Source organism: Planctomicrobium aquicomposti (assembly GCF_051466325.1).
Taxonomy (GTDB): domain Bacteria; phylum Planctomycetota; class Planctomycetia; order Planctomycetales; family Planctomycetaceae; genus Planctomicrobium.
In genome coordinates, this window is the sequence record NZ_CP195792.1 from 1,798,329 (window position 1) to 1,825,106 (window position 26,778).

The following is a 26,778-nucleotide window of genomic DNA, read 5'->3' on the forward strand; positions in this document are numbered from 1 at the left end:
GAGTGGCACGAAACGGATCACCGGTTATGCTGAGAGCCGACATCCGGACGAGCCCTGCCTCGCCTCGATTTGTCGCGGGCCCTCTCCTTCAGGGCATTTGCGGAGTGAAACTCATCTCCTTCACGCCGTGAATTGCCGTTACCAGCTGCTCGAGGAAAATTCGATGAAGCGAAATGCCGTTGCGGTTGTTTGTCTGACATGGACTCTGGCATGGGTCTGCTCACCCGTCTGGGGAGCTCCTCCCGGATTTCAGGAACTGGCGATTGGTGATGCGGCTCCCGATTTCAAGCTTCCTGGTGTCGATGGGAAGGAGCACTCGCTTTCCGATTTCTCGCAATCAAAGTTGCTGGCGGTCGTCTTCACCTGCAATCACTGTCCGACTGCGCAGGCCTACGAAGAGCGTTTGAACAAACTCCATCAGGACTACAAAGACCGGGGAGTCGCGCTGGTCGTGATCTCCCCCAATGACGCCAAGGCAGTTCGATTGGACGAATTGGGGTACACGGAGTTTGGGGACTCGCTGGAGGAAATGAAACTCCGCGCCGAGGACCAGGGCTTCAATTTCCCGTTCCTGTACGATGGCGAACACCAGAAAGTGTCACTGGCCTATGGCGTTCTCGCGACTCCGCATGCCTATCTGTTTGATGAACAGCGCAAGCTCCAGTACTCGGGACGCATCGACGACAATGACATTCGTGAACCGTCAAGCCACGATCTGCGAAATGCGATTGACGCGCTGTTGGCGGGCAAACCGGTCGCAGTCCCGAAAACTCGCGTCTTCGGTTGCTCCACCAAATGGTCGGACAAGCGGTCGCAGGTGGCCGAGTCACTGGCCAAGTGGAATGCGGAGCCGGTGGAACTCAAGGATCTGGACGAAGCAGCACTCAAGAAGCTGGTCAAGAACGACACCAGCGAACTGCTGGTCGTCAATCTGTGGGCGAGCTGGTGTGGACCCTGCGTGGCCGAACTTCCCGAGTTTGTCACGATCAACCGGATGTATCGAAAGCGGAATTTTGAGCTGGTGACGATCTGTCTCGATGAACCCGAGCAGCGCGACGCCTCACTGAAAATTCTGCAGGAACACCATGTTTCATGCCAGAATTACATTTCGACGATTCCCAGCAAGGATCGCTTCGCAGATCTGCTGGATGCGAAGTGGAGCGGCTCACTCCCTTACACGATCCTGATCGCTCCGGGGGGCGAAGTCATCGAGCGGATCGACGGAGAAGCGGACCCGCTGGCGCTCAAGCGTTCGATTCTCAAGTTCCTCGGACGCACACGGCTGAATGATCCCCCACGTGCAGCCAACACGAATAAGAAGTAGTTTGGCGTCCCGCTCCCGTTGCGGTCACAAAGGGACCTACCGAGAGGAAGCCAGAGTTTTCCCGGCCACGTTCTGCTTCGATGACGCGGCTGGAGAGGCGCAAAAACTGAGGCACGGTGTTGACACGTCCTAGCGGGGTGGATGTGAACAAGCACCGTGCCTGCAGAGTTTGCTACGCTGAGTGTCGCTTCGAAAAGTGAGTTCGTCTCCCCGGTTGGTCCCTCCAGAACAGGAACAACTGCGCTCAGCCTATTTCGCGTCGGACTTCAGCTCGAAGTTGATCTCATTCACTCCCCCCTTCACTTCCGCTGTCAGGACGGAATTGTTGTTATAAGCCGAGGGGACGCGCTCCGGGATCATTTTCATCTTGCCGGTCGTCCGGTCCTCGAGCATGTCGTGCGTGCTGATCCGAACCGTATGCGGACCGATGGCAGCCCCGGGAACGTCGAACAGATATTCCAGTTCGAAATTCCCCTCGGCATCGGTCCTTCCGTTGGAGGGGCGACCGAAATTGGGTTCAAAGGTCACCCTGGCTGCATCAAGTGGTTTTCCATCCAGCAGCACGCGCCCCTTGACCAGTCCAATCTCTGGCAGATCCCCCCCCGCGCCGCATCCGGAAAGACCAGCAAGCAGCAACGGTACGACCGCCACAACCCAGCGGCCCTTCTCCAGGAACGCCGATCGAGTGCGTGCGACAAGGGGGCCTAGATTGGCTCGGGCAGCCACGAGAGGGGGCGAGAGAGTGGGCTGTACCGGGAAATCGATACGATGCCGCATGAGACTTTCCTTTCCTGGTCAGGGGAAGGTTTGTGCGTCCCCTGTCTGCTGACTGTTTGCGATATGCTCCTTGAGCCATCCACCTTGGTGGAGCGCCTGGGATGTGCCGCCAGATCGCCAGGCGCCTCCAAGTTTCGCTCTCGAGCATTCTGTTTTTTGAGCGACCCGTTCTTGTCACGCGGAACGGAACATTTCAGCACACGAAACGCTCGCTGCGCGGACACTGGAAAGAGCAACCTGCTCTAGAATTCTCCGACAACGTTATTGTCAGCGATGCCTGAAAGGGCCTGATAGGTTTTGAAGTCCATGTTCTCGCTGATGAACCGGACCGCACCATCAGCCATGACGAACTGGGCACCCCCTGTATGCAGGCTGCTGAACCAGCTGCGATATCCGAAGTTGACAGCGCTGGCGGTGTTCATGTGGTATCCGGTTGACCCGGCGACCTCCAGCATCCCCTGGAATCCACTGCCGTCCTGGCTGCCGTGGCTGACTCCGGCCCAGTGCGTGTAGGTATCTGCGGTCGCCTCACGGTTCGATGCCCGCTCACCGACGATAAACGTATTGCTGGTTCCGTCGGTGATGTCACGAATCGGCGTGCCGACATTTCGTCCCGCGAAGACACCGGGCATCTTGTTGTTTTGGTTGGTCTTCAGATAGTAAGCCCGCGGACCATTGCCGTTCACGCCGGGATAATTCGTGCGCGAAGTCATCTTCCCTGCGATGGCCTGCGTGGACAGCACAGGCGCAGTGTCAGTCGGGCAGCGGAGCATTGGAAAATTTGTCTGCAGCACCTGCAGTGACGTTGCGTCATTAATCGCATTACGCAACCGCTGCGGTCCCGGTCGCAGCTGGTTATAGGCACCGGTGAGATCCATGTAAGGGAACAGGAAAACGTTCCAGCCCCAGCTCGGTTCCGTACTGGTTGTTCCGAGCTGCTCATCGAAGATGATCATCGGAGGAAACTGACCGACGGTGTCGTGATAGTTATGCAGCGCCAAGCCGAGCTGCTTAAGGTTGTTTTTGCACTGTGTCCGTCTGGCAGATTCCCGTGCCTGCTGGACCGCCGGCAGGAGCAACGCAATCAGCACCGCAATAATGGCGATCACCACCAGAAGCTCAATGAGTGTGAAACCTCGACGCTTAGTCATCAGAAAATCTCCGGAGTCGCAAGTGATACTTAAGAAATGAGAGCAGATCTGAACAGAAATCGAATGGGCCGTGCTCACAACTTGCGTGATGTGATCATTCTAGTCGGCAGCACGAAAACGCACATAAAAATCTGCGCCGTCAGACAGTTGCTGAGAGGTCACTGTCAGTAGCGCTCATGACAGGTCAATTCAACGGCAACCGGCCCGCGCCGGAATTGTCCGGTCAAGCTGCAGCACTCATCGAGTGTGACACCTGAGGCAGAATGCATGGGGCGTAAATCCGGTTTCACTTCAGCCAGCTGTCGGCTGCCTGACTTTGATCTCGCGAGGGCTTCCCTCTGGAGAAAGGGGCGTGTGAGTTGAAAGGGAAGTGTCAACCGCATCGTGCCACGACGTGCCGATGCGAATTTCATCAATGATGAATTCCGCGCCAGTGGTATAAAGCAGAACCGTGTCGAAGACGGTGTCATCGAACGAGGGTTCTGTCATACAGGTCCAGGTGAACGGCTCTGCGTCCGGGATCGGGGAATTTGCGGGGAAAATCCGCATCAACACCTGATCCGGTGTCGTTTTTCCCGTGACGATTTTGGCCACAAAGAAGCAGCTTTCCCGCAAGCTGATCGGGGGGGCTGTCAGAAAGTTCTGAGCGTTGTGAGAGACGATCGGCATTCGTTCCGAATTGACGCCAAACAGGATTCGGCGATTCCGCGTGCTGCCGTTGGCTTCGGCAATTGTCGTTCTCAGCGACAGGCTCCCGTATTGCAGCGTCTCTTCATCCAGGTCGGCTTCCTTCTGGAAGTAAAAGCTGACGTAGTAGACGGAGTCTTCATCCATCCGGATGGGGCGGGCCAGTGTGCGGCGGGCAATGTTCCGGGCAGGAGCCAGCTTGAGTGCACCTCTCGATTCCGGGGTGTCGCGCCCCACAAATTCCAGCGAGGTCTCGGGGAGATGCACAGCCCGCGAGAGGGCTTGCCGTCCCGCTTGATGAATCCAGGAATCTGCCCATCCGAAGCCTCCGGACTGCCACTTCGACGGAGGTTCTGTTCGCTGAAAGCCGTCATAGGCAATCAGTTCGCCTTGCGGCTCGGCAGTTGGTGCCGGGATCTTGATCCCCCGGTGAAACTGTTCCGGAGACATGGTGATGTGGGCCATTCCCTCTGCCGTGATCTTAAGTGCGTGTCCGGCTTCCAGAAATTCGCTCTCCAGCTCAGCGTCGGAGTGTTCCACCTGGATCGCACCGCTGAAGACGTGGACTTCGGTGTCTCCCGAGGCGGCCACTGCCACCCCGTACTCGGTGCCGATGTCGTAGACCGTCGTGGTCGGAGTCATCAGCTCGAACTCGGTTGCAAACTCCTGACAATGCAGGACCGCTTTGCCCGTGACAAGCCGGGCGCTCGTCCGGGAGAGAATCTGGAATTCGGCGGGCCCTTCCAGAATCACGCGGATTCCGGAATCGAACCGCAATTCGAGCAGGCCTGATTGCAGTTCGAGGATTTGAGCTGTCAGCCGGGAGCCATGCAGCAAGGGGGATTTGTCCTGTGCCCAGACGCAGTCCTTCGACTGCACGACGGTTGCCACGAGCGCCGGGGAGGAAGGTGCGATGACCAGTGTCTGCTGATTCGCGTAGGCCATCCACGGGGCGATTCCCCATTGAGCCCAGACCATTCCCAGCGCAATCACCGCGGAGGTGACTGCGGTCAGAACGTAGCCCAGGTAGGGCCATCTGCGGGGCGAATGGGTGGGGGGAGCCATCGTTTCCCCCAGCAGCGACTGGTGCGCTGCTGCGATTTCGTGCATCCCCTGATCCACATCGAGCAGGTCGTAATAGATCTGTCGCGCCTGGGGATCTGTCGAAAGGACCTTTTCCACTTCTGCGATCTGCGCATCACTCGCCTCACCCAGGCTGAATGCCTGGAGATTTCGGTAAAAGTCGAGTGGATAGTCAGATCGGGAGTTCAAGAGAATGCAACTTTCCTGACGCCAAGGCGGCGCGGAGAACTTGTGGGTGAAGTAAAGATCTGATGAAGGACGGGTCAGGTTGCCGGGCTGTGGATCACTGTGTTTCTGCGAACGCAGGCTGCCAGATCCCGTCGCAATTGCGTCAGCCGGTTATAAATCGTTTGCACGGCCTTGCCGGTCTGCTCCGCGATGTCACGCACGCTGCTGTCGATTGAGTACGCCTGCATGATCAACTGCCGGTCCGGTTGAGGCAGCTTGTCGACGCAATCGATCAGTTGATCCAGGCGGCTTTTCTGGGAGGTCAGGTGTTCCAGACGCTCGCGCGCCATGGTTTCGATCAGCTCCTGATTGAACGTCAGACAGTTCCGGTATTTCGTTCGTCGGTAATTGCAGACCGTGAAAAATGCGATCCCCGAGGCCCACGCGAAGAAGTCGCGGTCACGTTCAAATTCATCAAACTTCGACCAGAGTGTCAGACTCACCTTCTGGTACAGGTCTTCAGCGTCCTGCCGGTGCGGTACAAAGGCGCGGATGTAGCCCAGAATGCGTGCATGATTCTGCACCAACAGCGAAACGAATTGCTGATGCGCTTCGAAGTGATCTGGCTGAACGGGGAGATCGGACACTTCCGCACCTCTCGTTGTGGTCAATCGAATGAACAAAACAAGCCATGCACTCAGCCCGCACTCCAACAAGCCCCTCTCAATCAGAGGGGACATGTCTGTTGCCCCCGTTTGGAACCTCAGCTTTCGCTGGCGGGGCAGATGTTTTCCTGTAAAGACATTGTTTCCTGCTGTGGGACTTCTACCGACAAATTTTCCCGGATTTCTTCCCAGACTTGCCGCAATGCGAGTGTCTCTCTCGGAAGCCGATCGCACTCTCCCTGCGCGGAACTGGCGGAGGTGGCTCATCTGGTGCCGTCTGCGACTCACTGGATCCTGCTGCAACGGCAAATCCTGCGGGAGTTTATGGGAATTCATCCCTTCTGGCGGGAGTGAGACCGAAGCTGCACAGATCCCCTTGGTGCGGTCTGGAGGGAGTCGATAGCCTATGCTGCCGGGAAACAGAGCAGCCGCTGGGAATCCCTACGGCCGGGGCGGGCGGGTGACGATTCCGCTTGGGAGAAGCGTCGCCAAGATGCAAAACACAGGAAGTGAACTATGGAAGTACGGGACCGCGTTGTCATTGTGACCGGCGGAGCGAACGGAATCGGCAAGGCCATCTGCCATGCACTGGCCCGGGCCGGGGCGCGGCAGGTGATTGTCGCCGACCTGAATGAATCCGCGGCGACTCAGCTGGCCGGGGAAATCAGCGGGACCGCCTGCCGCTGCGACGTCAGTGTGGAAGCAGACATCCAGAGACTGGTGCAGCTGGCTGAAGACAGATTTGGCGGAGTAGACATCTTCATTTCCAATGCCGGCGTCACAATGAAAGGGGGACCGGAGGTTCCCGACTCGGAGTGGCTCCGGTTATGGAATGTCAATCTGATGTCTCACGTCTACGCAGCCCGTGCTGTTCTTCCCGGAATGCTCGCGCGTGGCGAGGGTTATCTGGTGCAGGTTTCTTCCGCGGCGGGGCTGCTGACCGAAATCGGCTCCGCTCCTTATTCCGTCACGAAGCACGCAGTCGTTTCCTTCGCGGAATGGTTGTCGGTGCACTATCAGAAGCAGGGGCTGAAGGTCTCGTGTGTCTGCCCGGCGGGAGTCGCCACCGACTTTCTGGATCTCGATGATCCGGTGCACCAGTTCCTGCATATGAGCGCGGTTACCGCGGATCAGGTGGCGGAATCAGTGCTTGCCGGAATTCGGGAGGAGCGCTTCCTGATTCTGCCTCATCCGGAAGTGGAAGAGTTCTTCGCCTATAAAACCAAAGACTACGAGAAGTGGCTGAAGAACTTCGCCCGGGTCAACGAGAAACTGAAAAAGAAAATCGCCGCGCAGGAAAAAGCGGCGGGAGAAGTGTCTGCTGATCAGCCCGAGTAATGAAGCATGTTGACGATGGACTGATCCGTTCTTGCCGCGCCGCTGCGAGTATTTCACCTGATGAAACGCTGGAAGCACACGGACTGCAGACTGCCACTTTCCCTTTGACTCGATCGACGCAATTTCAGGGAGCCTGCGGAGTGAGTTCAATCCGCTGCTGCTCAACCTTGAAGTTCAGTCGAAGTGGACTGCAGGCCTGCTGCAGCAGCTCTTCGAGGGAAACATCTTTGACCATGAGCGAGATCCGCGTTTCCAGATCGATCCCGGCTGCACGCAGGGCCTGGCGATCATATTCGACATTCAGCCCCCGTTGTTGAAGAAGATCGAGCAGAGCGGAGAATGGCTGGTCGACCATCGTCAGCTGGTAGGTCATGACCTTTCTCGAAGGAGAAGGGCGTGGCTGCGGTCGCCGCTCACCCAGCAATTCCCCCAGCCGCTCATGTTGCTCCACGCTCCCCCGCGCGAAGATTTTTCGGCCGATCAGCTGGACGTCGAAGCCGGGAATCTCAGACTGAATATCGGCCACTGTCAGAGCAGTTCGACCGGCCGGAACGGAATGCTCCTGCTCAAGGATCGGCCTCACGGCCGCAGGGACGAATTGAACTTCTGACGCACTCTGCCAATTGAGGTCAAGTGAAAACTGGGCAGCGATCAGAGCGAGGGCTTCCCCGGTGCTGGCATCGGACAGCACTCCTTCCGCCCAGAGGTCGTGGGGGATTGCCTCCGGATTCGTGATCGTCACCTTTCCCTGCTGGGCGATTCGCAGGACCAATTCGCGCGGTTCAGTGAAGTCTTCCCAGCGGATCAGACGTCGCGGGTTCGCTGCGGGGCGTGTGGCTGCTCGTTTTCTTTGCGCAGCCAGTTGCTGCTCCGCGAGGATCACCCGGGTTCTCAACGTCGCAATTTGTTCTTTGGGGCCGAAGTGGATCGTGTCGGCGACGGAGCAGACATCGGCGCCCAAGGGGATGGCCAGCTGCCGCAACGCCTCGTCGACACGTGCGGCATCGATCGACACATTCACGCGCTGGGTGGGATCCAGGCGTCGGTCGAGCCAGATGGCCACACCCTCCCCGCGTGACAGCTGCGTGAGAAAGTCTCGTAATTCGACATCGTTCTGATCGACTGAAAGTCGGGACTGGAGCTTGCGCTGAAACTCCGCCTGACGAGCCGGAGCGAAGGGTGTCGGTGCGGGGGGCCAGGCTCCAAGCGTCGAGCAGAGGATCAACCCGCAGGCGACCGGGGTCCAGGCGAGTCGCAAAAAATGGATGAGTCCGCACATCAGCTGAGCGTCCCTTTTCTTCCTGCAGCGATTGTGCTCAATGGAGGCGACACGCGGGGCTGGGCGTGGATCGTGGTCCGACTCTTCAGTCGACAAGCTTGGCATCAGTTCTGCCACCCGATAAAGTTCGCATTTGCTTTCCCACGTAGCCCGAGCGAGCCTGCGTCAACGTCGATGACCACGTGCACCACACCAGCCCGGGTTCTGATTCTATCAGGGCCCAGCGGCGTCGGAAAAACCACAATTGTCAAGCAATTGCTGGAATCGTCGCCGGTTCCGCTGGAACTGTCGGTTTCGGCAACGACCCGGCCCCCCCGCCAGCACGAGGTGGACGGTCAGGATTACTATTTCCTCGACAAAGAGGAGTTCGACCGCTGCCGGCAACGCGACGAATTCGTGGAATGTGCGGAAGTTCACAAGAGCGGCCACTGGTACGGTACCCTCAAAAGCGAGGTGGAGCGAATCAGCAGTCAGCAGAAATGGGTCCTGCTGGAGATTGACGTCGAGGGGGCCCAGAATGTGATGCGGCTGTATCCCGAAGCGGTGTCAGTGTTTCTGCAAACTCCATCGGTCGATGAATATGAGCGGCGGCTCCGTGCGCGAGGGACAGAATCCGAGGAAGTGATTCAGCGCCGGTTGCGGACTGCCCGCGAAGAGCTAGAATACGTGGCTTCGTATCGATACAGAGTCATTAATGACGATCTCGGCCGTGCGGTGCGGGAAATCCGTGACGTGCTGGCAGCGAGGGAGGCGGAACTGAATGCTCGATGAGCTCAAAGAAGACATTATTGCCAAGAAGGTCGGTGGACGCTTCAAGCTGTCCACGCTGATTCAGAAGCGGCTCGTCCAGCTGAATCGGGGAGCTCCACCGCTGGTGGAAACCCAGGGCAAGCCGACGATGGCGACGGTGATTGAAGAAATCCTGACCGACAAGATCTATCTGGACGCCAGCCACAACGTGGTTGTCGCTCAGGACAACGCTCCCGATCTGGACCGCCTGCTCGAAGACGGCCCGGATCTCGACTGAGTGGATTTCCCTCTGCAGTGAGGCGGGACCAAGTGAAATGGGACCGGATCGGTTCCGCTGAGACGGATCAATCGACTGGCCACAGCTTCCCGTGAATTGTTGCCAGCCCGTGAGAAATCAAAAGCCCGGTCAGAGTCTGGCCGGGTTTTTTTCTGGCAGGCGGCCATTTCAGGCGCCCGCACTGCCAGCGTCCTGATGCCCATTTGCCGAGTGCCGCGCTGGCAAAGACCCGTCGATCAGAAATCGAGTGGCTCGATGCAGACAGCTCCCGCAGACTCTTCTGTCCGGCTGACTCCCCGCATGCGTGTGCGGGACTGGCTGGGCACGAAGGTTCCCCGGCATGTCTTCGCACGGATTCCGGGGGTCATGTGTCGTCTCCCCGGAGCGGGACGCGAACTTTCACTCACCTTCGATGATGGTCCGCATCCGGTCGGGACACCGTTGCTGCTCGCCGCGCTGCGAGAGTTTCAGGCTCCCGCCACGTTCTTTCTGCTGGGGGAGCGGGCCCGCCGCTGGCCGGACCTGGTTCGGCAGATCCTCAATGAAGGACATGTTCTGGGAAATCATTCCTGGGCGCATCTGGATTGCTGGAAATCAACCCCGCAGAAGATCTTTCGGGAGTTCTCCGCCTGCCAGCAGTTGCTGGAAGAGATGTCGGGCGAACCGGTTCGCTGGTTGCGTCCCCCTTTCGGCCATATCAAGCGTCCCCTCTTCGGCTGGGGAACGAAAAAGCAGGTGCAGACGGTCCTCTGGGATGTCATCCCCCCCGACTACAGCCCTGTTCACGATGTTGATCGTCTGCAGTGGATTTGTCACCGGCACCTGCGCAACGGCTCGATCATCTGTCTGCACGACAACGACAACTCCGCGCAGGTGACGCCGGAGTTCCTACGGCGGATGATCCCGCAGGCGCTACACGAGGGCTGGACCTTTGTGCCCCTGCGAGGTGTTCCAGCACAGCGGACTGACTGACTTTTACGGAATCTCAACCGCCGTGCTTGGGGACGCCTGCATTGCGTGAGGAGAGGAACGCGTGCGGAGCATTCAGGCCTGCAGGTTATCCCACGGAGTGCGGCGCGGACGGGAGAGCATCGTGTTGGCCGACTCCTGGTTGGTGAATTGCTCTCGGGAGTTGTTCCACTCGTAGACCGTTCCCGGTCCCGTCTCGGGAAAGCGGCGGATCGCGACATTCCCGATATGGCAGAGCGTGGCCGACGCGTGACCCACTTCCACCGGAGCAACCGGGTCCTGACGGGACTTCACGCAGTCGATGAAGTTCTGCATGTGGTAAATGTTGGCCTTGTCGTTTTCGCTGGCTGGGGGAAGTCCTTCCAGAAGTTCCGGTCGCGACGCGGTCGTCCCTTTGTAACCAGTCTGCAGCCAGCCATCTTCACCCTCGAAGCGGACCTGCACCGACACCGTGGGGTCGGTGGCACAGATCAGCTCGACGCCGTTCGCATAGACGATCCGCAGGTCCGAAACGGTGGCGGTGTTGAACAGACTGCCTGCGGGCAGGAACTCGGCCTTGCGGCATTCGATCTGCAGATCGGAACCGTGATCGATCCCCAGTCCCCAGTGCGCCATGTCATTGGAATGGGCACCAAAGTTGGCCATCTGTGCGCCGGAATAGTCGTAGTTGAAACGGAACCGGTACAGGCAACGGTCATGGTGATACGGAACCACTGGTGCCGGGCCGAGCCACATGTCGTAATCAAAGCCTTCGGGAACGGGCTCGGGTTGCCAGCCTGGACCGGGACCGACCTTGTTGTTCTTGCCGATCGTTGTCAGCACCCGATGAATCTTGCCGATCGCTCCGTTACGGGCCGCCTCGCAGATGAACCGACTGCGGGGGCTCGAACGTTCATGCGAACCGGTCTGAAGGACGCGATTGTGCTTGCGGACTTCGTTCACCATTTCGCGACCTCCGGCGACGGTGAGCGACATCGGTTTTTCGCAGTAGATGTCTTTGCCCGCGCGGGCCGCGCGAATGGTCATGATCTCATGCCAGTGATCCGGCGCCACAATAAAGACGGCATCCACGTCATCCCGGGCCAGGACCTCTCGAAAGTCGTGGTGGGCTCGACAGCTGCTGCCCGCAGCGACCCCGGATTTCTTGCTCTCGGCGGCGGCGGCATCGACCGCTGCTTTGGCTGGCTCAACACCGCAGAACTGATCGTCCATGCGGTAGCCAAGACTTCCCCGGTTGACGTCGCATACCCCCACGACCTGCCCCAGGTCCGCCTTGAGAAACCGCCCCAGCAGATTCATTCCCTGATTGCCGGTGCCGAGAAACGCAACCTGAATGCGGTTGCTCGGGGCGGCAGCTCCCGACAGCGGCGTGCGGATGAAGAGGGGCGCCGTTCCGGCTGCCAGCATCGTGCGAATGAAACTGCGCCGGGAAAACGATCTGTGCTGCATGGACGAGAGCCCTTCGTCTGGGGTGCGGGTCGTTTCCATCAACTTCAGTGTATGTCCGCAGGGACCGTGAAAGCAAATTTAATTATATAGAATCAGCGTTCGCGCCGGCTGTATCGCATCATTCGGTTGGCTGTCAGCAGCGCCGCGAGCGCAACAAAAAACCGCCGGCAATTGGCTGCCGACGGTCTTGTGTGACTTCGTTTTGGAAGGCGTGCCGGTTACTTCAGCACAGTGACTGCCGCATCCCACAGCCACTGCGGCGAAACGAACAGCACGATGGTTGCGATCGCACAAACGCCCCCTGCGATCTTGGCCGGGACATTCAGCGGCTGCACTTCGCTCGACTGCGGCGGATCCAGATACATCACCGCGACCAGCCGCAGGTAGTAGAAGGCTGCGATGGCGGCATTGACTGCCAGGCAGATCGCCAGCACACGTCCGAGTTCACTTCCTTCAGACCAGGCCGCGAAGAACAGATTCAGCTTACCGAGCATCCCCACCGTCGGGGGAAGCCCCATCAGACTGAACAGGCAGACCGCCAGCAGCAGTCCGATCAGCGGCTGGGTTCGACCCAGTCCTGCGAGTTCGCTATCGCTCTGCACCGGCTTCGACAGGCTGCCGGCCGCTGCCAGCAACGCGAACACACCGACCGTCATCAGGCCATACGAGACCAGATAGAACAGCATTGCACTGACGCCGCTGAATCCACTGCCACTGCCGATGGACAGGCCGACGAGCATGTAACCGGCGTGGGCCACGCTGGAGTACGCCATCAGCCGATGCAGATTCCGCTGTCGCAGTGCCATCAGGTTGCCGCCGAACATGGTGACGAGTGCCAGCACCGTCAACACGCCGCGCACGGGAGTCGTCGGAATCCATTCGCTGAGGTGGAACGCACCGTCGGCGATCGGGATGATCCGCAGGAGCGCTGCGAAGCCGACGACCTTCGGGACGAATGACAACATCCCCGCAGCCGACGATGTCACACCCTGGAAAACGTCCGGAGCATAGAAGTGAAACGGCACCGCGGTGATGCGGAAGCCAAGTCCTGCGATCAGGCAGGCCAGGGCCACCCGAATTGGGAGTGAGTCGGATGCAAAGGCCTTGTCCGAGGCGGCTGTCGCGATGGCGGTCAGGTTGGTGGTCCCGGCGACGCCGAACAGCCACGCCATTCCGAACAGGACAAAGGCGGAGGAAAAGATGCTGAGCAGGAAGTATTTGACGGTGGCTTCCCGCATCGCACGGTCACGCTGCGGAAGGTAAAGCAGGACATACGTCGGAATACTCACGAGTTCCAATCCGAGGAACAAGGTGACCAGGTCATTGGCGAGCGCGACGAAATTGACGCCCGCCACGATTGCCAACAGGCAGGCGTGAGCTTCGGCGGAGTGCACATCGTCGATCTGGTTCCAGATCATCAGCGCCAGCACGACGCCGCTGACCAGTGAGACGCCGCGAATAAACCAGGTCAGCTGGTCGACGCGGAATGGCCCCACACCCGGCTCGGCCGCGGTGGTCGGATACCAGGTGAACAGTGCAATTCCCAGTGACAACAGCGCCAGTGTCCCCCAGCGATGGCGGAGGCCGACGCTGTTCTCGGCGGTGCCGTCTGTCAGAAACGGGCCGGTCAAAAACATGACGCAGACCGTCAGCAGCAGAACGATTTCAGGAATGATCAGGCCCGGGGCCTGATTGATCAGATCAATCATGTGCAACTGTCCTGGCGAGTTGAGCGTGCAGGGCAACCCGCTCCGAGGGATGGCTTGGCGTGTCGAGGGTGTGCAGGCTTGTCACCTGCCGGTCAGCTGTCGGAACAGACGATTGTTCCGACTCGGTCTGCTCCGCAACTTGGGGTGCGGTTTTGTCGTACAGTTTGGCGACGGCGGCGACGTCGGGCTCAATCAGCTCGATCAGCGGCGCGGGATAGACTCCCAGAGCCAGACAGAGGACCGCCAGCGGAATCAGCGAGGAGAATTCCCGCAGGTTCATGTCTTCGATGTGGTGTTCACCGTGGGCTGGTTCTTTCAGCTTTCCGAAGAAGGCGAACTGCACCATTGTCAGCAGGTACCAGGCACCCAGCACCACGCCCAGGGAGCCGAGCACCGTGTACAGAATATGCTGCTTGAACATGCCGGCCAGCGACAGGAATTCGCCGACAAAGCCGTTGAGCCCCGGCAGGCCGATGCTGGCCATGGAGATGAAGACCATGCTGCAGGCGATGAGCGGCAACCGCGAAGCGAGACCGCCCAGATCGTCCATCTGCCGGGTGTGGTAACGGTCGTAGACCATCCCGACGAGAAGGAACAAGGCCCCGGTCGAGAGACCGTGGTTGATCATCTGCAGGACGCCTCCGGTCAGTCCTTCCACATTCAGTGCGAACAGGCCCAGCATGCAGAAGCCCAGGTGAGCCACACTACTGTAGGCCACGAGTTTCTTGATGTCGCGCTGGGCCAGAGCGCACAGCGAACCGTAAATGATCCCGATCACCGACAGCAGGCCGATCAGCGGCAGACCCATATTGAAACAGGCCTCCGGCAGCATCGGCAGGCAGATTCGCAGGAAACCGAAGCTTCCCAGCTTCAGCAGCACGCCCGCCAGCAGCACCGAACCGGCCGTCGGAGCTTCCACGTGGGCCAGCGGCAACCATGTATGGAAGGGAAAGACCGGAACCTTGATGAGGAACCCGGCGGACAGCATGAAGAACAGCACCAGCTGCTGCGAAGACGAGAGCGGATGTGCCTGCAGCCAGTTCGCCAGATCCGGGATCGAGCAGGGGGTCGCCAGACCCGCCGACGAAGTGATCAGGACCAGCGACACCAGTCCGAGCAGGGTGACCAGGCTCCCGGCGAGGGTGTACAGGAAGAACTTGATCGCTGCATACCGCTTCTGCGGTCCCCCCCACAGAGCGATGAGGAAGAACAGCGGAATCAGCGTCAGCTCGAAAAAGACGTAGAACATGACCACGTCAAAGGCACAGAAGACCCCCACGAGTCCGGTTTCCAGAATCATGAGAGCGGTATAAAAGTCCGCCTCCCGATCAGTGATCGATTCCCACGAGATCAGAATGGAGGAGACCGTCAGCAGAGCGGTCAGCGCGATCATCGCCACGCTGATACCGTCGAGACCAAAATGCATTTCCAGGCGGACCGGAACTCCACCGGTCGACGTCTGCGGAGTAAACCAGGCGACGCGCTGTTCCACCTTGGGCTGCACGGGGGAGCCGTTCGAGGGGGTTTGCGGCGCGGAGCGGTATTCATGCACCAGCGCCACGGCCGCCGTGAGGGTGATCAGGCTCCCCCCCAGGGCAATCCAGCGGGCTGTTCGCGAACCGCTCAGCGAGTTGCGAAACAGCATCAGCAGCACCGCGGCAGCGATCGGACATGCCAGGCAGAAATACAACAGTGTGATCATTCGCGGTCAACTGAAAATTACGAGGATGAATTCTGAGGAGTTCGGCCCACCAGGGCCACCTGTGATCAGGGAACCTGTTACCAGAACTTTCCGAGCATCAGCAGGACACCAAGTACCACGCCGGTCCACATCACCATCGAATACGAGGGAATCAGTCCGTTCTGCAGCCGGCGCGGGATGGCACTCACCAGACGGGGAAGATGCCCCACGCCGTCGACGATGTTGTCGATGACACCTTTGTCGAACAGGGTGGCCAGCCAGGCCACCGCCCGCAGCGGAGCCACGACGATCGCCCAGAGGATTTCGTCGAGGTAAAACTTATTCAGTGACAGCAGGTACAGCGGTTTGATGGCCTTGGCGATCTGCCCGGGCAGGGCCGGAGCTGCGACGTAGAAGTACCACGCTCCGGCAATCCCGGCTCCCGCGATCAGGGCGCTGATCAGCATCAGTGAGAGGTGCAGTCCGTGCGGGTGAACTTCCACCAGTCCCTGAGTATGGCCGAGATAGTTCAGGAAGAGGTGAGTCGGTCCCAGCACGAGACCGGCAAACAGTGCGAACAGGGCCAGAATCCGGAGGGGAATGGCCATCGCCGGGGGCGCATCGTGCGGGTGATGGCCCGCTTCTTCCGGAATCTTCTCTTCGCCCCAGAAGGTCATGAAGTAGGCGCGGAACGTGTAGAAGGCTGTCAGCAGAGCTGAGAAGGCCGCCACACCGAAAATGATCTTGTAATACGTTCCATAGTCTTCGTGGTGAGTCGCTGCGGAGAGGACAGCCAGGATGTCGTCCTTACTCCAGAAACCGGCGAGCAGCGGGACCCCTGCCAGAGCTGCGGCTCCGCACAGGAACGTCCAGTGGGTAATCGGGAGCACCTTCCGGAGACCGCTGAAACGACGCATGTCAATGATGTCACCCATGGAGTGCATCACGCTTCCCGCTGCTAGGAACAGCAACGCCTTGAAGAACGCGTGGGTGTACAGGTGGAACATCCCGGCGGTCACCGCGAAGGTGGCTGCTTCCATTCCGCCGACACCGGCTCCGAGGGCCATGAACATGAAACCGAGCTGGCTGACCGTCGAATAGGCCAGTACGCGCTTGAGGTCGTTCTGCGTCAGAGCTGTCAGCGCGGCAATCAGGGCGGTGATGGCACCGACGCTGGCCACGATCACCTGTGCGGTGGGGGAGTGGACGAACAGCGGCGTACACCGGGTCACCATGTAGACCCCGGCGGTGACCATCGTGGCAGCGTGGATCAACGCGGAAACAGGGGTCGGACCTTCCATCGCGTCAGGCAACCAGACCTGCAGCGGGAACTGAGCCGATTTTCCCATCGCTCCCAGGAAGAGGAGCAGACAGATTGTGGTAATCAGGCAGGGGTTGGCAGCGGCAATTTCGGCAATCCGCTGCGGGTTGCCGAGAACATCGAGAAAGTTCACGGAGCCGAAAGTGGTCCAGATCAGCAAGATCCCCAGCAGAAATCCAAAGTCACCCACGCGGTTGACGACGAAGGCTTTCTTCGCGGCGGCGGCGGCACTCGGTTTCTGGAACCAGAAGCCGATCAGCAGGTAGCTGCACAGACCGACCAGTTCCCAGCCGGCGAACAACATCACGAAGTTGCTCGACAGGACGAGGAAGCACATCGAGAAGACGAACATCGACACGGCTGCGAAGAACCGGGCGTAGCCGCGATCGCCGTGCATGTAACCACTGGCAAAGACCGACACCAGAAAACTGACCCCTGTCACCATGACCAGCATCAGTGCGGTCACGGCGTCGGCAGCCAGATCGATGCGGACGTTCAGTCCTCCGACTTTGAAGAACTCGTAACCGGTCGCGATGAAGGTGTCTTTGGCCGAGAAGAGTGATGGGACCGAGGAAACCAGCGTGATGACCGAACAGACGAACGCCACAGCCAGGGCTGTCCAGCAGAACACATGGCTGCGTTCTTTCAGGAGCTTCGGCCCGAGCAGTCCCGTCAGCACCGCGGAAACGAGCGGAGCGCCCGGGATCAACCAGAGGATCAGTTCTTTTGTGGAATCGGACATAATGTCAGACGTTCGATCTAAATCTGGCGATCGGCTTGGCAAAGGCCTCGCCGGGAAGTTCTAGGGAGCCTGAGGACGTGAACGACGGACGGCGTTGACGGGTCGACAGGCGCTGGACTTTAAACCTTCGGCGACTCGGTCGACGGGGTCTGTTGAGTGGGAGTCGAAACCAGATCCCGCTCCAAGGGTATGCGTGGGGAAGGGGAATGTCCTTCCAACGGCGGAGGGGGGACCGGCATTCCGGTTTTCATATCGAAGACTGGAGCGGCACCCGAGGGGTACAGCTTCGGCCAGTTTTCCACAGGCTGCGGAATCTTGTCGGCATCTCCCGGATCAACCGGAGGTGGCAGATCCGGCTCGCGGAGTGCCGTCCACAGGTTGATGTCCAGAGAGTTGGACTTCTGGTACAGGGCGAGGATCAGTGCCAGGGCCAGACCGGCCTCGCAGGCAGCAATCGTCAGGACAAAGATCGTGAACACCTGACCTTCGAGGGTATGGTGCATCGATCCGAAGGTCACCAGCGTCAACGAGACCCCGTGCAGCATCAATTCGGCTGACAGGATAATCATGATCAGGTTGCGGCGAGTGAGGAATCCGATCGCTCCGATGACGAAGAGCGCGGCTCCGACTGCCAGATAAGGTTCATACTCGCCGGTCATAACGTCCCTTGTCTCTTCCGCGGGGCGATCGCAATTGCACCGATGCACGCAATCAGCAGCACGGTTCCACCCAGTTCGACGGCAAACAGATAATCACCAAACAGCGAACGGCCTAAACCGTGCATCGTTCCGAGCGGTTGATCGGCCGACTGACGGCTGAACACGTTGGCGGCCGGGACCGGGGCGTTTGCCGCCGGCTTGGCCCAGTCGTGCAGCGTGGTCAGCAGAGCCCCCAGCAGAACGAACGCGGTTGCGGTCGCCAGCAGTGGTTGCCGCGTCCGCTGGTCGTAAATCGAAACTCCACTCTGCTGGGCCAGCATCATCACGAACAGGAAGGTGACGATGATCGCTCCGGCATACACAATGATGGTTGTCGCTGCCAGAAATGGAGCTGACTGCAACAGGAACAGACCGCAGGTCGACAGAGTCGCCAGTGCGAACCACAGTGCGCCATAGACCGGCTTGCGGCTGCAGATCATGAGGATGCTGCACAGGACTGCACCGCCGCCAAACAGCCAGAACAGGGAATGCGATACGACAGCCGCCTCCGGCTTATGGAAGGTCATCGATAGGGCGATCAGCCCGGCCAGCGACAGCAGGAGACCGACAAGATTCGGACGCTGAGCCCGGGACGGGAGCATCCACCAGATTCCCGCCGCCAGGGCGACGAGCGAACTGAACAACAACAGGTGATTCTGAATCCAGCTCATGAGCGGTGTTCCTCCTCTGCGGTGGAGGTGGAAGGAGGAGCAATCACTCCGGAGGAAGCTGCCTGGGCAGCACGGTCCTGCGGTTCGACCGACGTGGCCGGTCCCAGCGGAGGGAGGCTGTTGAAGGCAGCCGCCGGTCCCAGCTTGCCACGACGGGTGCGGACCGGATCCATCGGGTCGTCTTTGGTCTGGTCAAAGACCGAAAGCAGTTTTTCGCGGTTGAAGACCATCTCGGCACGGGTCGTCCCGGTCAGGTCGTAGATATGCGTCAACTCGATGGCATCGACGGGGCAGGCTTCTTCGCACATGCCGCAGTAGATGCACCGGAGTTCATCCAGGACGAATGTTTTGGGGAACTTGTCCCGGTCGGGCCATTCCGGCGGAGCGGCCTGAGCTTCAATCGAGATGCAGTCGGCCGGGCAGGCGGTGGCGCAGAGCATGCAGGCGACGCATTTCACGCGGCCCTGCTCATCGCGGTTCAGGCGATGCACACCACGGTAGTGTTGCGGCAGTTCCGGTTTGATTTCCGGGTACGACTGCGTGACCGGTTTGTAATGCGTCACGTGGCGGACAGTCGTCTTCAATCCCTCGATGATCGCGGGGATGAAGGTCGCTTCCCAGAACCCGAGTTCGGGTTCATCAATCCAGGTGACTTGTTCAGGCGAGATGGGCATGAATTTCACTCAGCACTATGGAATCGTGACAGGCGGGGAACTGAGAGTTTCCAGTGCTGCGACTGGCAGAATCTCAGGTTGCTGTCTGTCCGTTGTTCGTGTCCTCTCGTGGGATGTTCTCTCTGCGAGCGTCCGCACTCACTCAGTGAGCGAGTGTCCGGGCGTGGCTTTCGTGTTCGGCTACGTGACCGCGGAGCGGCTGAGCAGTTTCGTGTCGGCCGCGGGCACTGATCTCGGCACGCTTGGCATTCACACTGATCACGCCCGCCAGGGCCAGCAGCAGGCAGGAGAACGGCAGCAGCCACCATTCATTCCAGCCGAACTGCTTGACCACCATGACGGCCAGGATGTTAACCATCGACAGCGGAATAAGCACCTTCCAAGCAAGCCCCATCAGCTGGTCAAAGCGGAATCTTGGAATCGTCCAGCGAAGGAGCATGATCAGGACGATGATCATGCCGACTTTGGTCAGCAGGACACCGATCTTCACCAGCCAGGCAAAGGCGTAAGTACTGTTGGCATCCGCAATCCACGGGAAGTGCCAGCCGCCGAAGAACAGGATGGCAGTCAGGAAGCTGACCGTAATCACGTGTGTGTACTCGCCCAGGAAGAACAGGGCGAACTTCATCGAGCTGTATTCGGTATGGAATCCACCGATCAACTCCTGCTCACACTCCGACAGGTCGAAGGGGAGACGGTTGGACTCGGCGAGGGCACTGGTGAAGAAAATCAGACCGGCGAGCGGCTGCGACCAGATGAACCAGCTGGAGAAGCCTCCGGCCACCTGCTGCGCCTGCAGGGTTTCCAGATTCATGCTGCCTGCCAGAATCGCAACCCCGACAATCGACATCCCCAGGGGAATCTCGTAACTGATGACCTGAGCACTGGCCCGCATCGAACCGAGTGCACTGTATTTGTTGTTGGAAGCCCAGCCTCCGAGGATCACCCCGTACACGGAAAGACTGCCGAGAGCGAAAATATAAACCAGGCCGATATCGATGTTCGGTGCAATGACAAACCGCAGCCACGACGGGGCTTCCTCAACCGGCCCAAACGGTATCACGGCAAACGCCAGAAATGCGGTAAAGGCAGTGATTGTCGGAGCAATGACGAACAGGATTCTGTCGACATGCGCCGGTGTGACGTCTTCTTTCAACAGGAACTTCATCCCGTCCGCCACCGGCTGCAAGAGCCCGGCGGGACCGACCCGGTTGGGACCGATCCGGTCCTGCATCCAGGCGGAGAGCTTTCGCTCCAGCAGGATGAGGTACATACACGCGGTCAGAATGCCACCCATGGCGACCGCGATTGTCAGGAGTGTCGTAATCAGTTCTTGCATGTGACTTGCTGCTTATCGCATGGATCGGTCCGTGCGGACCGCATGATTTCAACCTTTGGTGGAACCGGCACCGACGGCGGTCTGGAGTTCCACGAAGACACCGGTCTCCGCTTTGGTTTCGTTGAGGACGGCCAGCGACGGAATCGCTTCGGCAATTTCCTTCCGCAGCGAGGCGGCTCGATACAGGCCGGTGCGCTCCGTCAATTCCCACAGAATGCGGCCATCCGGTCGGGAATCGCCCGGGCCCCGGACCGCCCGATGAATGTGCTGGGCGAGTCCCTTGTAGTTGACGAAGGTGCCGTCTTTCTCGGCGAACGCTCCGCCGGGAAGGACCCATGTGGCCACTGCAGTCGCTGGGGACGGCAGGAGATCCTGTACGACGAGCTTGGCCTTGCCGAGGCTGGCTGCCTGAGCTTCGGTGATCCAGTTGCCCGGGTCACCGCCGAGGCAATAGATCAGGCTCAGCTGGTCTCCGGCCGCCTGAGTCAAAATGTCGGCAAACGTGGCCGGCTTCTTGGTGAAGTGCTGAATCACCAGTTCGACGCCGCGGCGATTGGGGCACTTCTCTGCCCGAATCGTAAAGCGGGTCGGCTCGATCGGCTCCCCGTGCACATTCTTCGGGTATTTGTCGTCTTCGCCTTCGACTCGCACCGGGCCGACTGCCAGCTGGCAGCCCGGAGCGATGCGGGTGAAGTATTCGCAGAGGAGCCATGCCTCTTCCACGGTGGCCCACGGAGAAATCACCGCTGCCAGACGATGCGGAGCCCGCTTGCTGACTTCCGAGATCAGCTTGCGGATCGAACCGAACGCGGCTTCCCAGTCGCCGGTGATGACACGGTCGGCGTCCCGCCATTCGGGTGAGCGGAGGCGGTTTTCGTCCTGAATGTACTTGAAGCCAAATCGACCTTCATCGCACATGAAGCTTCCCTGTGCCTGGGGATTGACCCGAGGCCGCAGGCGATACACGTGATCTTCATTCTGATCGACATGAATGCTGCAGCCGGTGCTGCAGTTCGGGCAGACGCTGTCGGAGGACTTCAGCCACCACACGCGCTGCTTGTAGAGGAAGTCTTTACTGCACAAGGCACCGACCGGACAGAGGTCGACGACGTTGCCGGCGAGTTTGTTGTTCACCGGATGACCGGGGAAAATGTCGATTTCGGCATGTGTGCCGCGGTTGATGATCTGCAGCTCGGCACTGCCGCTCACTTCGCGGGTGAAGCGGACGCAGCGGCTGCACATGATGCACCGGTCGGTGAACAGCGTAATCTGGTCACCGATGTAGTCTTTGTCCGGCTTCTGGTTTTTGGGTTCCTGCAGACGACTGTAGCCACGTCCGTAGCGGAAGCTGTAGTCCTGCAGGTAGCACTCACCCGCCTGGTCGCAGGTCGGGCAGTCCAGCGGATGGTTCAGCAGCAGATATTCAAGAGTGGCCTTCTGGGCCGCCCGCACTTTCGGGCTGTCGGCGACGACCACGGTCCCTTCCTTGACCGGTGTCTGGCAGCCGGGAACGAGCTTGGGCTGCATCGCCACCGTGCCGTCCGGCTTCATATCGCCGACTTCGACCAGACACATGCGGCAGCTGGCCACCACGGTCAGTTCCGGGTGATAGCAGTAGGCCGGGATTTCGAAGCCGATCTTCTGGGCGGCCTGAATGCAGTTCAGGCGCTCGTTAGGATCGAGTTCGATGGGCTGATTGTTGATATACGCTGTGGGCATGTGCAGTCGTCTTGGACGGTATTGGAAAATTCAGGAGCCGGTCCGCATCACTCCGTGGCAATGTTGTCGGCTGGCTTGGGGTTACAAACCTTTCGGCTCGCTGGGCTTTCCTGTGGTCGAAGTCTTCGGTCAGTGTGCAGCGGCGGCCATCAGTTCCTGTGCCGGGGTGATCGTGCGCCGGCCGCTGCGGATGTACTCTTCAAACTCGCCGCGGAATTTGGCCATGCAGTTCTTGACGGGCCAGGCGGCACCGTCGGAGAGACCGCAAATCGTGGTTCCCGGGATAATTCCCATCGAGCCACCCACTTCGGCCAGCAGGTCGAGGTCTTCGAGCTTCCCGTGACCGGAGCGGATACGCTCCAGAATACGGGTCATCCAGGAAGTCCCTTCGCGGCAGGGGGTGCACTGGCCGCAGGATTCGTGTGAGAAGAACCGGCAGCAGTTGTACAGCACGTCGACCATGCTGGTCTCGTCATCCACCACCACGACGGCGGCGGTTCCGAGTCCCAGACAGCCTGCTTTGCCCGGGCCATTGAAGTCGAGCGGGGTGTCCAGCTCGTCTCCGGAGAGGAAGCCCATGCTGATCCCTCCGGGGACGACGGCTTTGGCTTTGCGTCCCTTCCAGACTCCGCCGGCATGTTCGTCAATCAGTTCGCGGGCGGTCACTCCCATCGGAAGTTCGACGCAGCCCGGTTTGTTCACATGGCCGCTGATGCAGTACAACTTCGGCCCGAGGCTGCCGATGTCGCGCGGGTTGTTGGGATCGGGCTGGACTCCGATCGAACGGAACCAGTCACTTCCTTTGGCCAGAATCTGCGTGACACAGCAGAGTGTTTCAATGTTGTTGACGATCGTCGGCTTGCGAAACAGCCCTTCAATCGCGGGAAACGGGGGCTTGATGCGGGGCCAGGCCCGCTTCCCTTCGAGGCTTTCGATGAGGCCGGTTTCCTCGCCGCAGATGTAAGCCGCGGCACCCCGGTGCAGGTGGACATCGAGATCGAAACCGCTTCCGAGGATGTTCTTCCCCAGCAGCCCGGCGGCGTAGCACTCTTTGATCGCCTGATCGAGCACGCGATAGCTCTTGCCGTATTCATAACGGATGTAGAGATAGGCGGTGTTCGAGCGGATGGCGTGGCAGCAGATCGCGATCCCTTCCAGAATCTGGTGGGGATCAAGTTCCATCAGGATGCGGTTGTTGAACGTGCCCGGTTCGCTTTCGTCGGCGTTCACCGCGAGATAGATCGGCCCCTTGTGGTCTTTGGGAAGGAAGGTCCATTTCAGACCGGTGGGAAAGCCGGCTCCCCCCCGTCCCCGCAGGCCGGAGCTTTTCACCATCTCGGTGACATCGGCCGGAGCCATGCCGAGCGCTTTGCGGAGCGCCTCGTAGCCGCCGTCGGCACGATAAGTTTCGAGCGAGGCGGAGTTCGGCTTGTTGACTCTGGCGAGCAGAACGGGTTCAAACGCGGGCACGGGACAATCCAGAATGAGGGGTCAGGGACGAGGAATCAGAGGGCACTTCAGTCCCATACCGAATTCATTGTAAAAGCACGGGAATCAACTCGCGGTATAATAGGATGGCATTACAAATTTGTTCTTTGCTTCAGTCTGACCTCCATCGATCAAGAAATAAAGATCGATAACAGGTGTACGCTGATTACGAGAAATCGAATATTTTTGCATCGTCTGTACAACTTCTCGTAAATTGTCATCAGAGTGTTTTTTCAGATCCGGCACGATGCCAAGCTTGACGGCTACTCCCATCACAACGCTGTCGGGTTTTGCACAATCAAATCCGAAGTCTGACAGAAGATGGCACAATGTAGTGACATTTTGAAACGATGGCATTTTCACCGCTTTGAATTCGCGTTGAACTTCATCAAAGGCGGCCCAAAAGGCATCAATCTCTTCTAGGTTAGTGATTTGGTTTGGAAGCTTTTTCGCCATCAGGTAGCCCATCAAAGATCCGTGCTTGGATGCAATTTGTTCCAGCTTTCCTCCGCACTCAACCATCCGCGTAATCTTCTTCTTGAAACGAATGGAACTCAGTCGGGGCCAATGATCTCTAATAACGATTTCTGGGTTCAGCTTCGCAATCTTGTTCGGCGAATAGCTCATTAATGCACGGTCCAGGTCACCTCTTTCAAGCATTTCGGCAACAAGTTTAGATTGAGCCCCCTCACTGAATGCAATCAGCTCGATCATTCGTTTCAGGACGCGATCGTCTGGCAGATCGTAATCCGGCTTTTTTTCTCTCCTTGCCACCTCACGTGAAAATTCAGGTTCGATTGCATGTCGTTTCACGCGCTCAACAATTAAGTCGATTTTCCGAAACAACATTGAGTTGTTGTCGTCGGTCGGCGAGTGCTGGGGGAGAATTGTCATTAACAACATCCATCAGTGACGAACTGAGGAACTTCACTTACGGCTTCTTGACGATGTCAAGCACCGCTTTCTCGGTCATATCCATATGACATTCATCGTTCACCAGAATGCAGGGAGCCCCTTCGCAGGCACCCAGGCATTCGGCAAACTCCAGTGTCACCTTCCCGTCGGCGGTCGTGCCGCCGGGAGTCACATTCAGCTTTTCGCACACGCCCCGCAGTAGTTCTTCGCCACCCCGCAGGGCACACGAAATACTGCGACAGACCCAAACCCGCTTTTCCCCGTAGGGGTGTTTCTCATCCCGGAAGAAACCGTAGAACGACATGGTGTCGTAGACTTCGGCCGGCGAGAGTTCAAGAAGTTCCGCAATCTCTTCCATGGCAGCCATGGAGACGCTGTGGTGCGCGTGATGCACGATATGCAACGCGGGGAGCGTCACAGCGCGTTTGTTCGGATACTTCGGGAATTCGGCCCGAATCTCGTTTCGGATTTCTTCGCTTAAGACTGGCATGTCGTCCTGATCCAAGACCCCGAGCTGTCCGGGGGTAAACTGCCTGCTGAACAGGAGCCGGGCTCCCGTTCCGATATCTGTTCTGATCTGCTGCCGGGTCGGGCATTCGGCTGGCTGCCGACTCTTCCCGACCCGCTGACGCTCGCGGAACCTGCCGTTCGTTCAGGACCTCAGCGGTCCAGTTCCGCGGCAATCACGTTCAAACTTCCCAGCACAGCCACCACATCGCTGAGCTGATGTCCCCGGATCATGTGCGGGAACGTGGCAAAGTGGATGAATGACGGCGGACGGCAACGGGCCCGGTAGGCTCGCGTCGTGCCGTCACCCACGATGTAAAATCCGAGTTCCCCGGCTGGGGATTCTGTCACCGCGTAAATTTCTTCGTGTGGAACCTCGAAGCCTCGGTTGGGCATCAGCACTTCGAAGTGCTGAATCAACCCTTCGATGCTGCGGTACACAGCCGGTTTGGCCGGCAGCACCACGTCGGTGTCGGACTGCACGTTCACCGGTCCGGAGGGAATGTTGTCAATCGCCTGATTGATCAGCTTCACGCTCTCAAGCATCTCTTCCATGCGGACGAGATACCGGGCGTAGCAGTCACCGGCTGTCGAGCAGACCACTTTGAAATCGAGATCGGGATAGGCCAGGTACGGCTGGTCTTTGCGGAGGTCGCGGACGACTCCACTGGCACGGGCGAGCGGTCCGGTGACGCTCATGTTGTTTGCATCTTCTTTCGTCAGCACGCCGATCCCCTTCAGGCGGTCGATGAAGATGCGGTTGCGGGTCAGCAGCTTGTGGATTTCGGCATGCACGCCCAGGAATTCGCGGGTGAACTTCTTCACTTTCTCGACCCAGTCGAGAGTGACGTCGAAGAGCACGCCACCGACGCGGGTGTAGCTGCTGTGGAAGCGCTGACCCGAGGCGTATTCGACGATGTCGTAGATGTTTTCCCGCTGCTGGAAGGCATACAGGAAGGCGGTGAAGGCCCCCAGGTCGAGACCGGTGGCCCCGACGTTCAGCAGGTGGTCGTGCATCCGCATCAGCTCCGCGAGAATTGTGCGGAGGTACTTGCAGCGCGGTGTCAGTTCGATTCCCAGCAGCTTCTCGACCGCATGATGCCAGGCGATTTCGTTGGCCAGCGGTGAGATGTAGTTCATGCGGTCGACGATGGTCACATACTGGTTGAAGTCCAGATGTTCGCCGAGCTTTTCGAAGCCGCTGTGCAGATAGCCGATGTGCGGCACTGCATCGATCACAGTTTCGCCATCGAGTGTCAGCACCAGCCGCAGAGTGGTGTGAGTCGCCGGATGCTGGGGCCCGAAGTTCAGGGTCCAGGAATATTCCTTTTCAGGAACTTCGGGCGGCGTGGTATCGAGCTGTGTCAGGGGCATGGCTGGAAATCAGGTCCGGATAC

At 59.1% G+C, this 26,778-nt stretch carries 23 protein-coding genes; 5 read left to right on the forward strand and 18 right to left on the reverse strand.

The window, feature by feature from the left end:
* The first annotated feature begins 163 nt into the window (after window positions 1-163).
* Window positions 164-1,324, forward strand: a complete 1,161-nt coding sequence (locus SH664x_RS06875; protein WP_437206170.1) for a redoxin domain-containing protein — start codon at window positions 164-166, stop codon at window positions 1,322-1,324.
* A 249-nt stretch (window positions 1,325-1,573) separates the two neighbouring features.
* On the opposite strand, the gene SH664x_RS06880 is transcribed toward SH664x_RS06875, so the two are convergent.
* The 4 genes from SH664x_RS06880 to SH664x_RS06895 all read right to left on the reverse strand — a co-directional run bounded on the left by SH664x_RS06880 (window position 1,574) and on the right by SH664x_RS06895 (window position 5,837).
* A complete protein-coding gene (locus SH664x_RS06880) occupies window positions 1,574-2,101 on the reverse strand; it encodes a carboxypeptidase-like regulatory domain-containing protein (protein ID WP_437206171.1) in 528 nt (175 codons plus the stop codon).
* A 242-nt stretch (window positions 2,102-2,343) separates the two neighbouring features.
* A complete protein-coding gene (locus SH664x_RS06885) occupies window positions 2,344-3,252 on the reverse strand; it encodes a DUF1559 family PulG-like putative transporter (RefSeq protein WP_437206173.1) in 909 nt (302 codons plus the stop codon).
* Between the two features lie 291 nt (window positions 3,253-3,543).
* Window positions 3,544-5,211 (reverse strand): hypothetical protein, encoded by a 1,668-nt coding sequence (locus tag SH664x_RS06890; protein ID WP_437206174.1) that lies wholly within the window; start codon window positions 5,209-5,211, stop codon window positions 3,544-3,546.
* Window positions 5,212-5,285: 74 nt separating this feature from the next.
* Complete coding sequence (locus SH664x_RS06895; protein ID WP_437206176.1) at window positions 5,286-5,837, reverse strand: sigma-70 family RNA polymerase sigma factor; 552 nt, start codon at window positions 5,835-5,837, stop codon at window positions 5,286-5,288.
* Window positions 5,838-6,371: 534 nt separating this feature from the next.
* On the opposite strand from SH664x_RS06895, the gene SH664x_RS06900 reads away from it, so the two are divergent.
* Window positions 6,372-7,193, forward strand: a complete 822-nt coding sequence (locus SH664x_RS06900) for an SDR family oxidoreductase (RefSeq protein ID WP_437206178.1) — start codon at window positions 6,372-6,374, stop codon at window positions 7,191-7,193.
* 124 nt (window positions 7,194-7,317) lie between these two features.
* On the opposite strand, the gene SH664x_RS06905 is transcribed toward SH664x_RS06900, so the two are convergent.
* Window positions 7,318-8,472 (reverse strand): hypothetical protein, encoded by a 1,155-nt coding sequence (locus SH664x_RS06905; protein ID WP_437206180.1) that lies wholly within the window; start codon window positions 8,470-8,472, stop codon window positions 7,318-7,320.
* Window positions 8,473-8,646: 174 nt separating this feature from the next.
* Between SH664x_RS06905 and gmk the strand changes: the two genes are divergently transcribed.
* From gmk to SH664x_RS06920, 3 genes are all read left to right on the forward strand, one after another.
* Window positions 8,647-9,243 (forward strand): guanylate kinase, encoded by a 597-nt coding sequence (gene gmk, locus SH664x_RS06910; protein ID WP_437206181.1) that lies wholly within the window; start codon window positions 8,647-8,649, stop codon window positions 9,241-9,243.
* Complete coding sequence (locus tag SH664x_RS06915; protein WP_437206183.1) at window positions 9,233-9,499, forward strand: DNA-directed RNA polymerase subunit omega; 267 nt, start codon at window positions 9,233-9,235, stop codon at window positions 9,497-9,499. Before gmk ends, SH664x_RS06915 begins: the two co-directional genes overlap by 11 nt.
* A gap of 255 nt (window positions 9,500-9,754) precedes the next feature.
* Window positions 9,755-10,471: a polysaccharide deacetylase family protein gene (locus SH664x_RS06920; protein ID WP_437206185.1), complete on the forward strand. Its 717-nt coding sequence runs from the start codon at window positions 9,755-9,757 to the stop codon at window positions 10,469-10,471.
* Between the two features lie 72 nt (window positions 10,472-10,543).
* Here SH664x_RS06920 and SH664x_RS06925 read toward each other — a convergent pair whose 3' ends face one another.
* The 13 genes from SH664x_RS06925 to SH664x_RS06985 form a co-directional block, all read right to left on the reverse strand.
* Window positions 10,544-11,917 carry a Gfo/Idh/MocA family protein gene (locus SH664x_RS06925; protein WP_437206187.1) on the reverse strand — a complete coding sequence of 458 codons (1,374 nt, stop codon included), beginning with the start codon at window positions 11,915-11,917 and terminating at the stop codon, window positions 10,544-10,546.
* Window positions 11,918-12,135: 218 nt separating this feature from the next.
* The gene (locus SH664x_RS06930; RefSeq protein WP_437206188.1) at window positions 12,136-13,626 is read right to left on the reverse strand and encodes an NADH-quinone oxidoreductase subunit N; all 1,491 of its coding nucleotides are present in this window, start codon (window positions 13,624-13,626) and stop codon (window positions 12,136-12,138) included.
* Window positions 13,619-15,328 carry a complex I subunit 4 family protein gene (locus SH664x_RS06935; RefSeq protein ID WP_437206190.1) on the reverse strand — a complete coding sequence of 570 codons (1,710 nt, stop codon included), beginning with the start codon at window positions 15,326-15,328 and terminating at the stop codon, window positions 13,619-13,621. The genes SH664x_RS06930 and SH664x_RS06935 overlap by 8 nt, the downstream gene beginning before the upstream one ends.
* Window positions 15,329-15,405: 77 nt before the next feature.
* The gene (gene nuoL / locus SH664x_RS06940; RefSeq protein WP_437206191.1) at window positions 15,406-17,370 is read right to left on the reverse strand and encodes an NADH-quinone oxidoreductase subunit L; all 1,965 of its coding nucleotides are present in this window, start codon (window positions 17,368-17,370) and stop codon (window positions 15,406-15,408) included.
* 119 nt (window positions 17,371-17,489) lie between these two features.
* Window positions 17,490-18,029 (reverse strand): NADH-quinone oxidoreductase subunit NuoK, encoded by a 540-nt coding sequence (nuoK, locus tag SH664x_RS06945; protein WP_437206193.1) that lies wholly within the window; start codon window positions 18,027-18,029, stop codon window positions 17,490-17,492.
* Window positions 18,026-18,739 carry an NADH-quinone oxidoreductase subunit J family protein gene (locus tag SH664x_RS06950; protein ID WP_437206194.1) on the reverse strand — a complete coding sequence of 238 codons (714 nt, stop codon included), beginning with the start codon at window positions 18,737-18,739 and terminating at the stop codon, window positions 18,026-18,028. The genes nuoK and SH664x_RS06950 overlap by 4 nt, the downstream gene beginning before the upstream one ends.
* The gene (locus SH664x_RS06955) at window positions 18,736-19,413 is read right to left on the reverse strand and encodes a NuoI/complex I 23 kDa subunit family protein (RefSeq protein ID WP_437206196.1); all 678 of its coding nucleotides are present in this window, start codon (window positions 19,411-19,413) and stop codon (window positions 18,736-18,738) included. The genes SH664x_RS06950 and SH664x_RS06955 overlap by 4 nt, the downstream gene beginning before the upstream one ends.
* Before the next feature lie 142 nt (window positions 19,414-19,555).
* Window positions 19,556-20,752, reverse strand: a complete 1,197-nt coding sequence (nuoH, locus tag SH664x_RS06960) for an NADH-quinone oxidoreductase subunit NuoH (RefSeq protein ID WP_437206197.1) — start codon at window positions 20,750-20,752, stop codon at window positions 19,556-19,558.
* Window positions 20,753-20,800: 48 nt separating this feature from the next.
* Window positions 20,801-22,471, reverse strand: a complete 1,671-nt coding sequence (locus SH664x_RS06965; protein WP_437206199.1) for a molybdopterin-dependent oxidoreductase — start codon at window positions 22,469-22,471, stop codon at window positions 20,801-20,803.
* A gap of 129 nt (window positions 22,472-22,600) precedes the next feature.
* Entirely contained in the window at window positions 22,601-23,941 is a 1,341-nt protein-coding gene (gene nuoF / locus SH664x_RS06970) for an NADH-quinone oxidoreductase subunit NuoF (RefSeq protein WP_437206200.1), read from the reverse strand.
* A gap of 84 nt (window positions 23,942-24,025) precedes the next feature.
* On the reverse strand, window positions 24,026-24,853 hold the full coding sequence (locus SH664x_RS06975; RefSeq protein WP_437206202.1) for a hypothetical protein: 828 nt from the start codon (window positions 24,851-24,853) through the stop codon (window positions 24,026-24,028).
* A 37-nt stretch (window positions 24,854-24,890) separates the two neighbouring features.
* Complete coding sequence (locus SH664x_RS06980; protein ID WP_437206203.1) at window positions 24,891-25,364, reverse strand: NADH-quinone oxidoreductase subunit NuoE family protein; 474 nt, start codon at window positions 25,362-25,364, stop codon at window positions 24,891-24,893.
* Between the two features lie 170 nt (window positions 25,365-25,534).
* Window positions 25,535-26,755 carry an NADH-quinone oxidoreductase subunit D gene (locus SH664x_RS06985; protein WP_437206205.1) on the reverse strand — a complete coding sequence of 407 codons (1,221 nt, stop codon included), beginning with the start codon at window positions 26,753-26,755 and terminating at the stop codon, window positions 25,535-25,537.
* Between the last annotated feature and the right edge of the window lie 23 nt (window positions 26,756-26,778).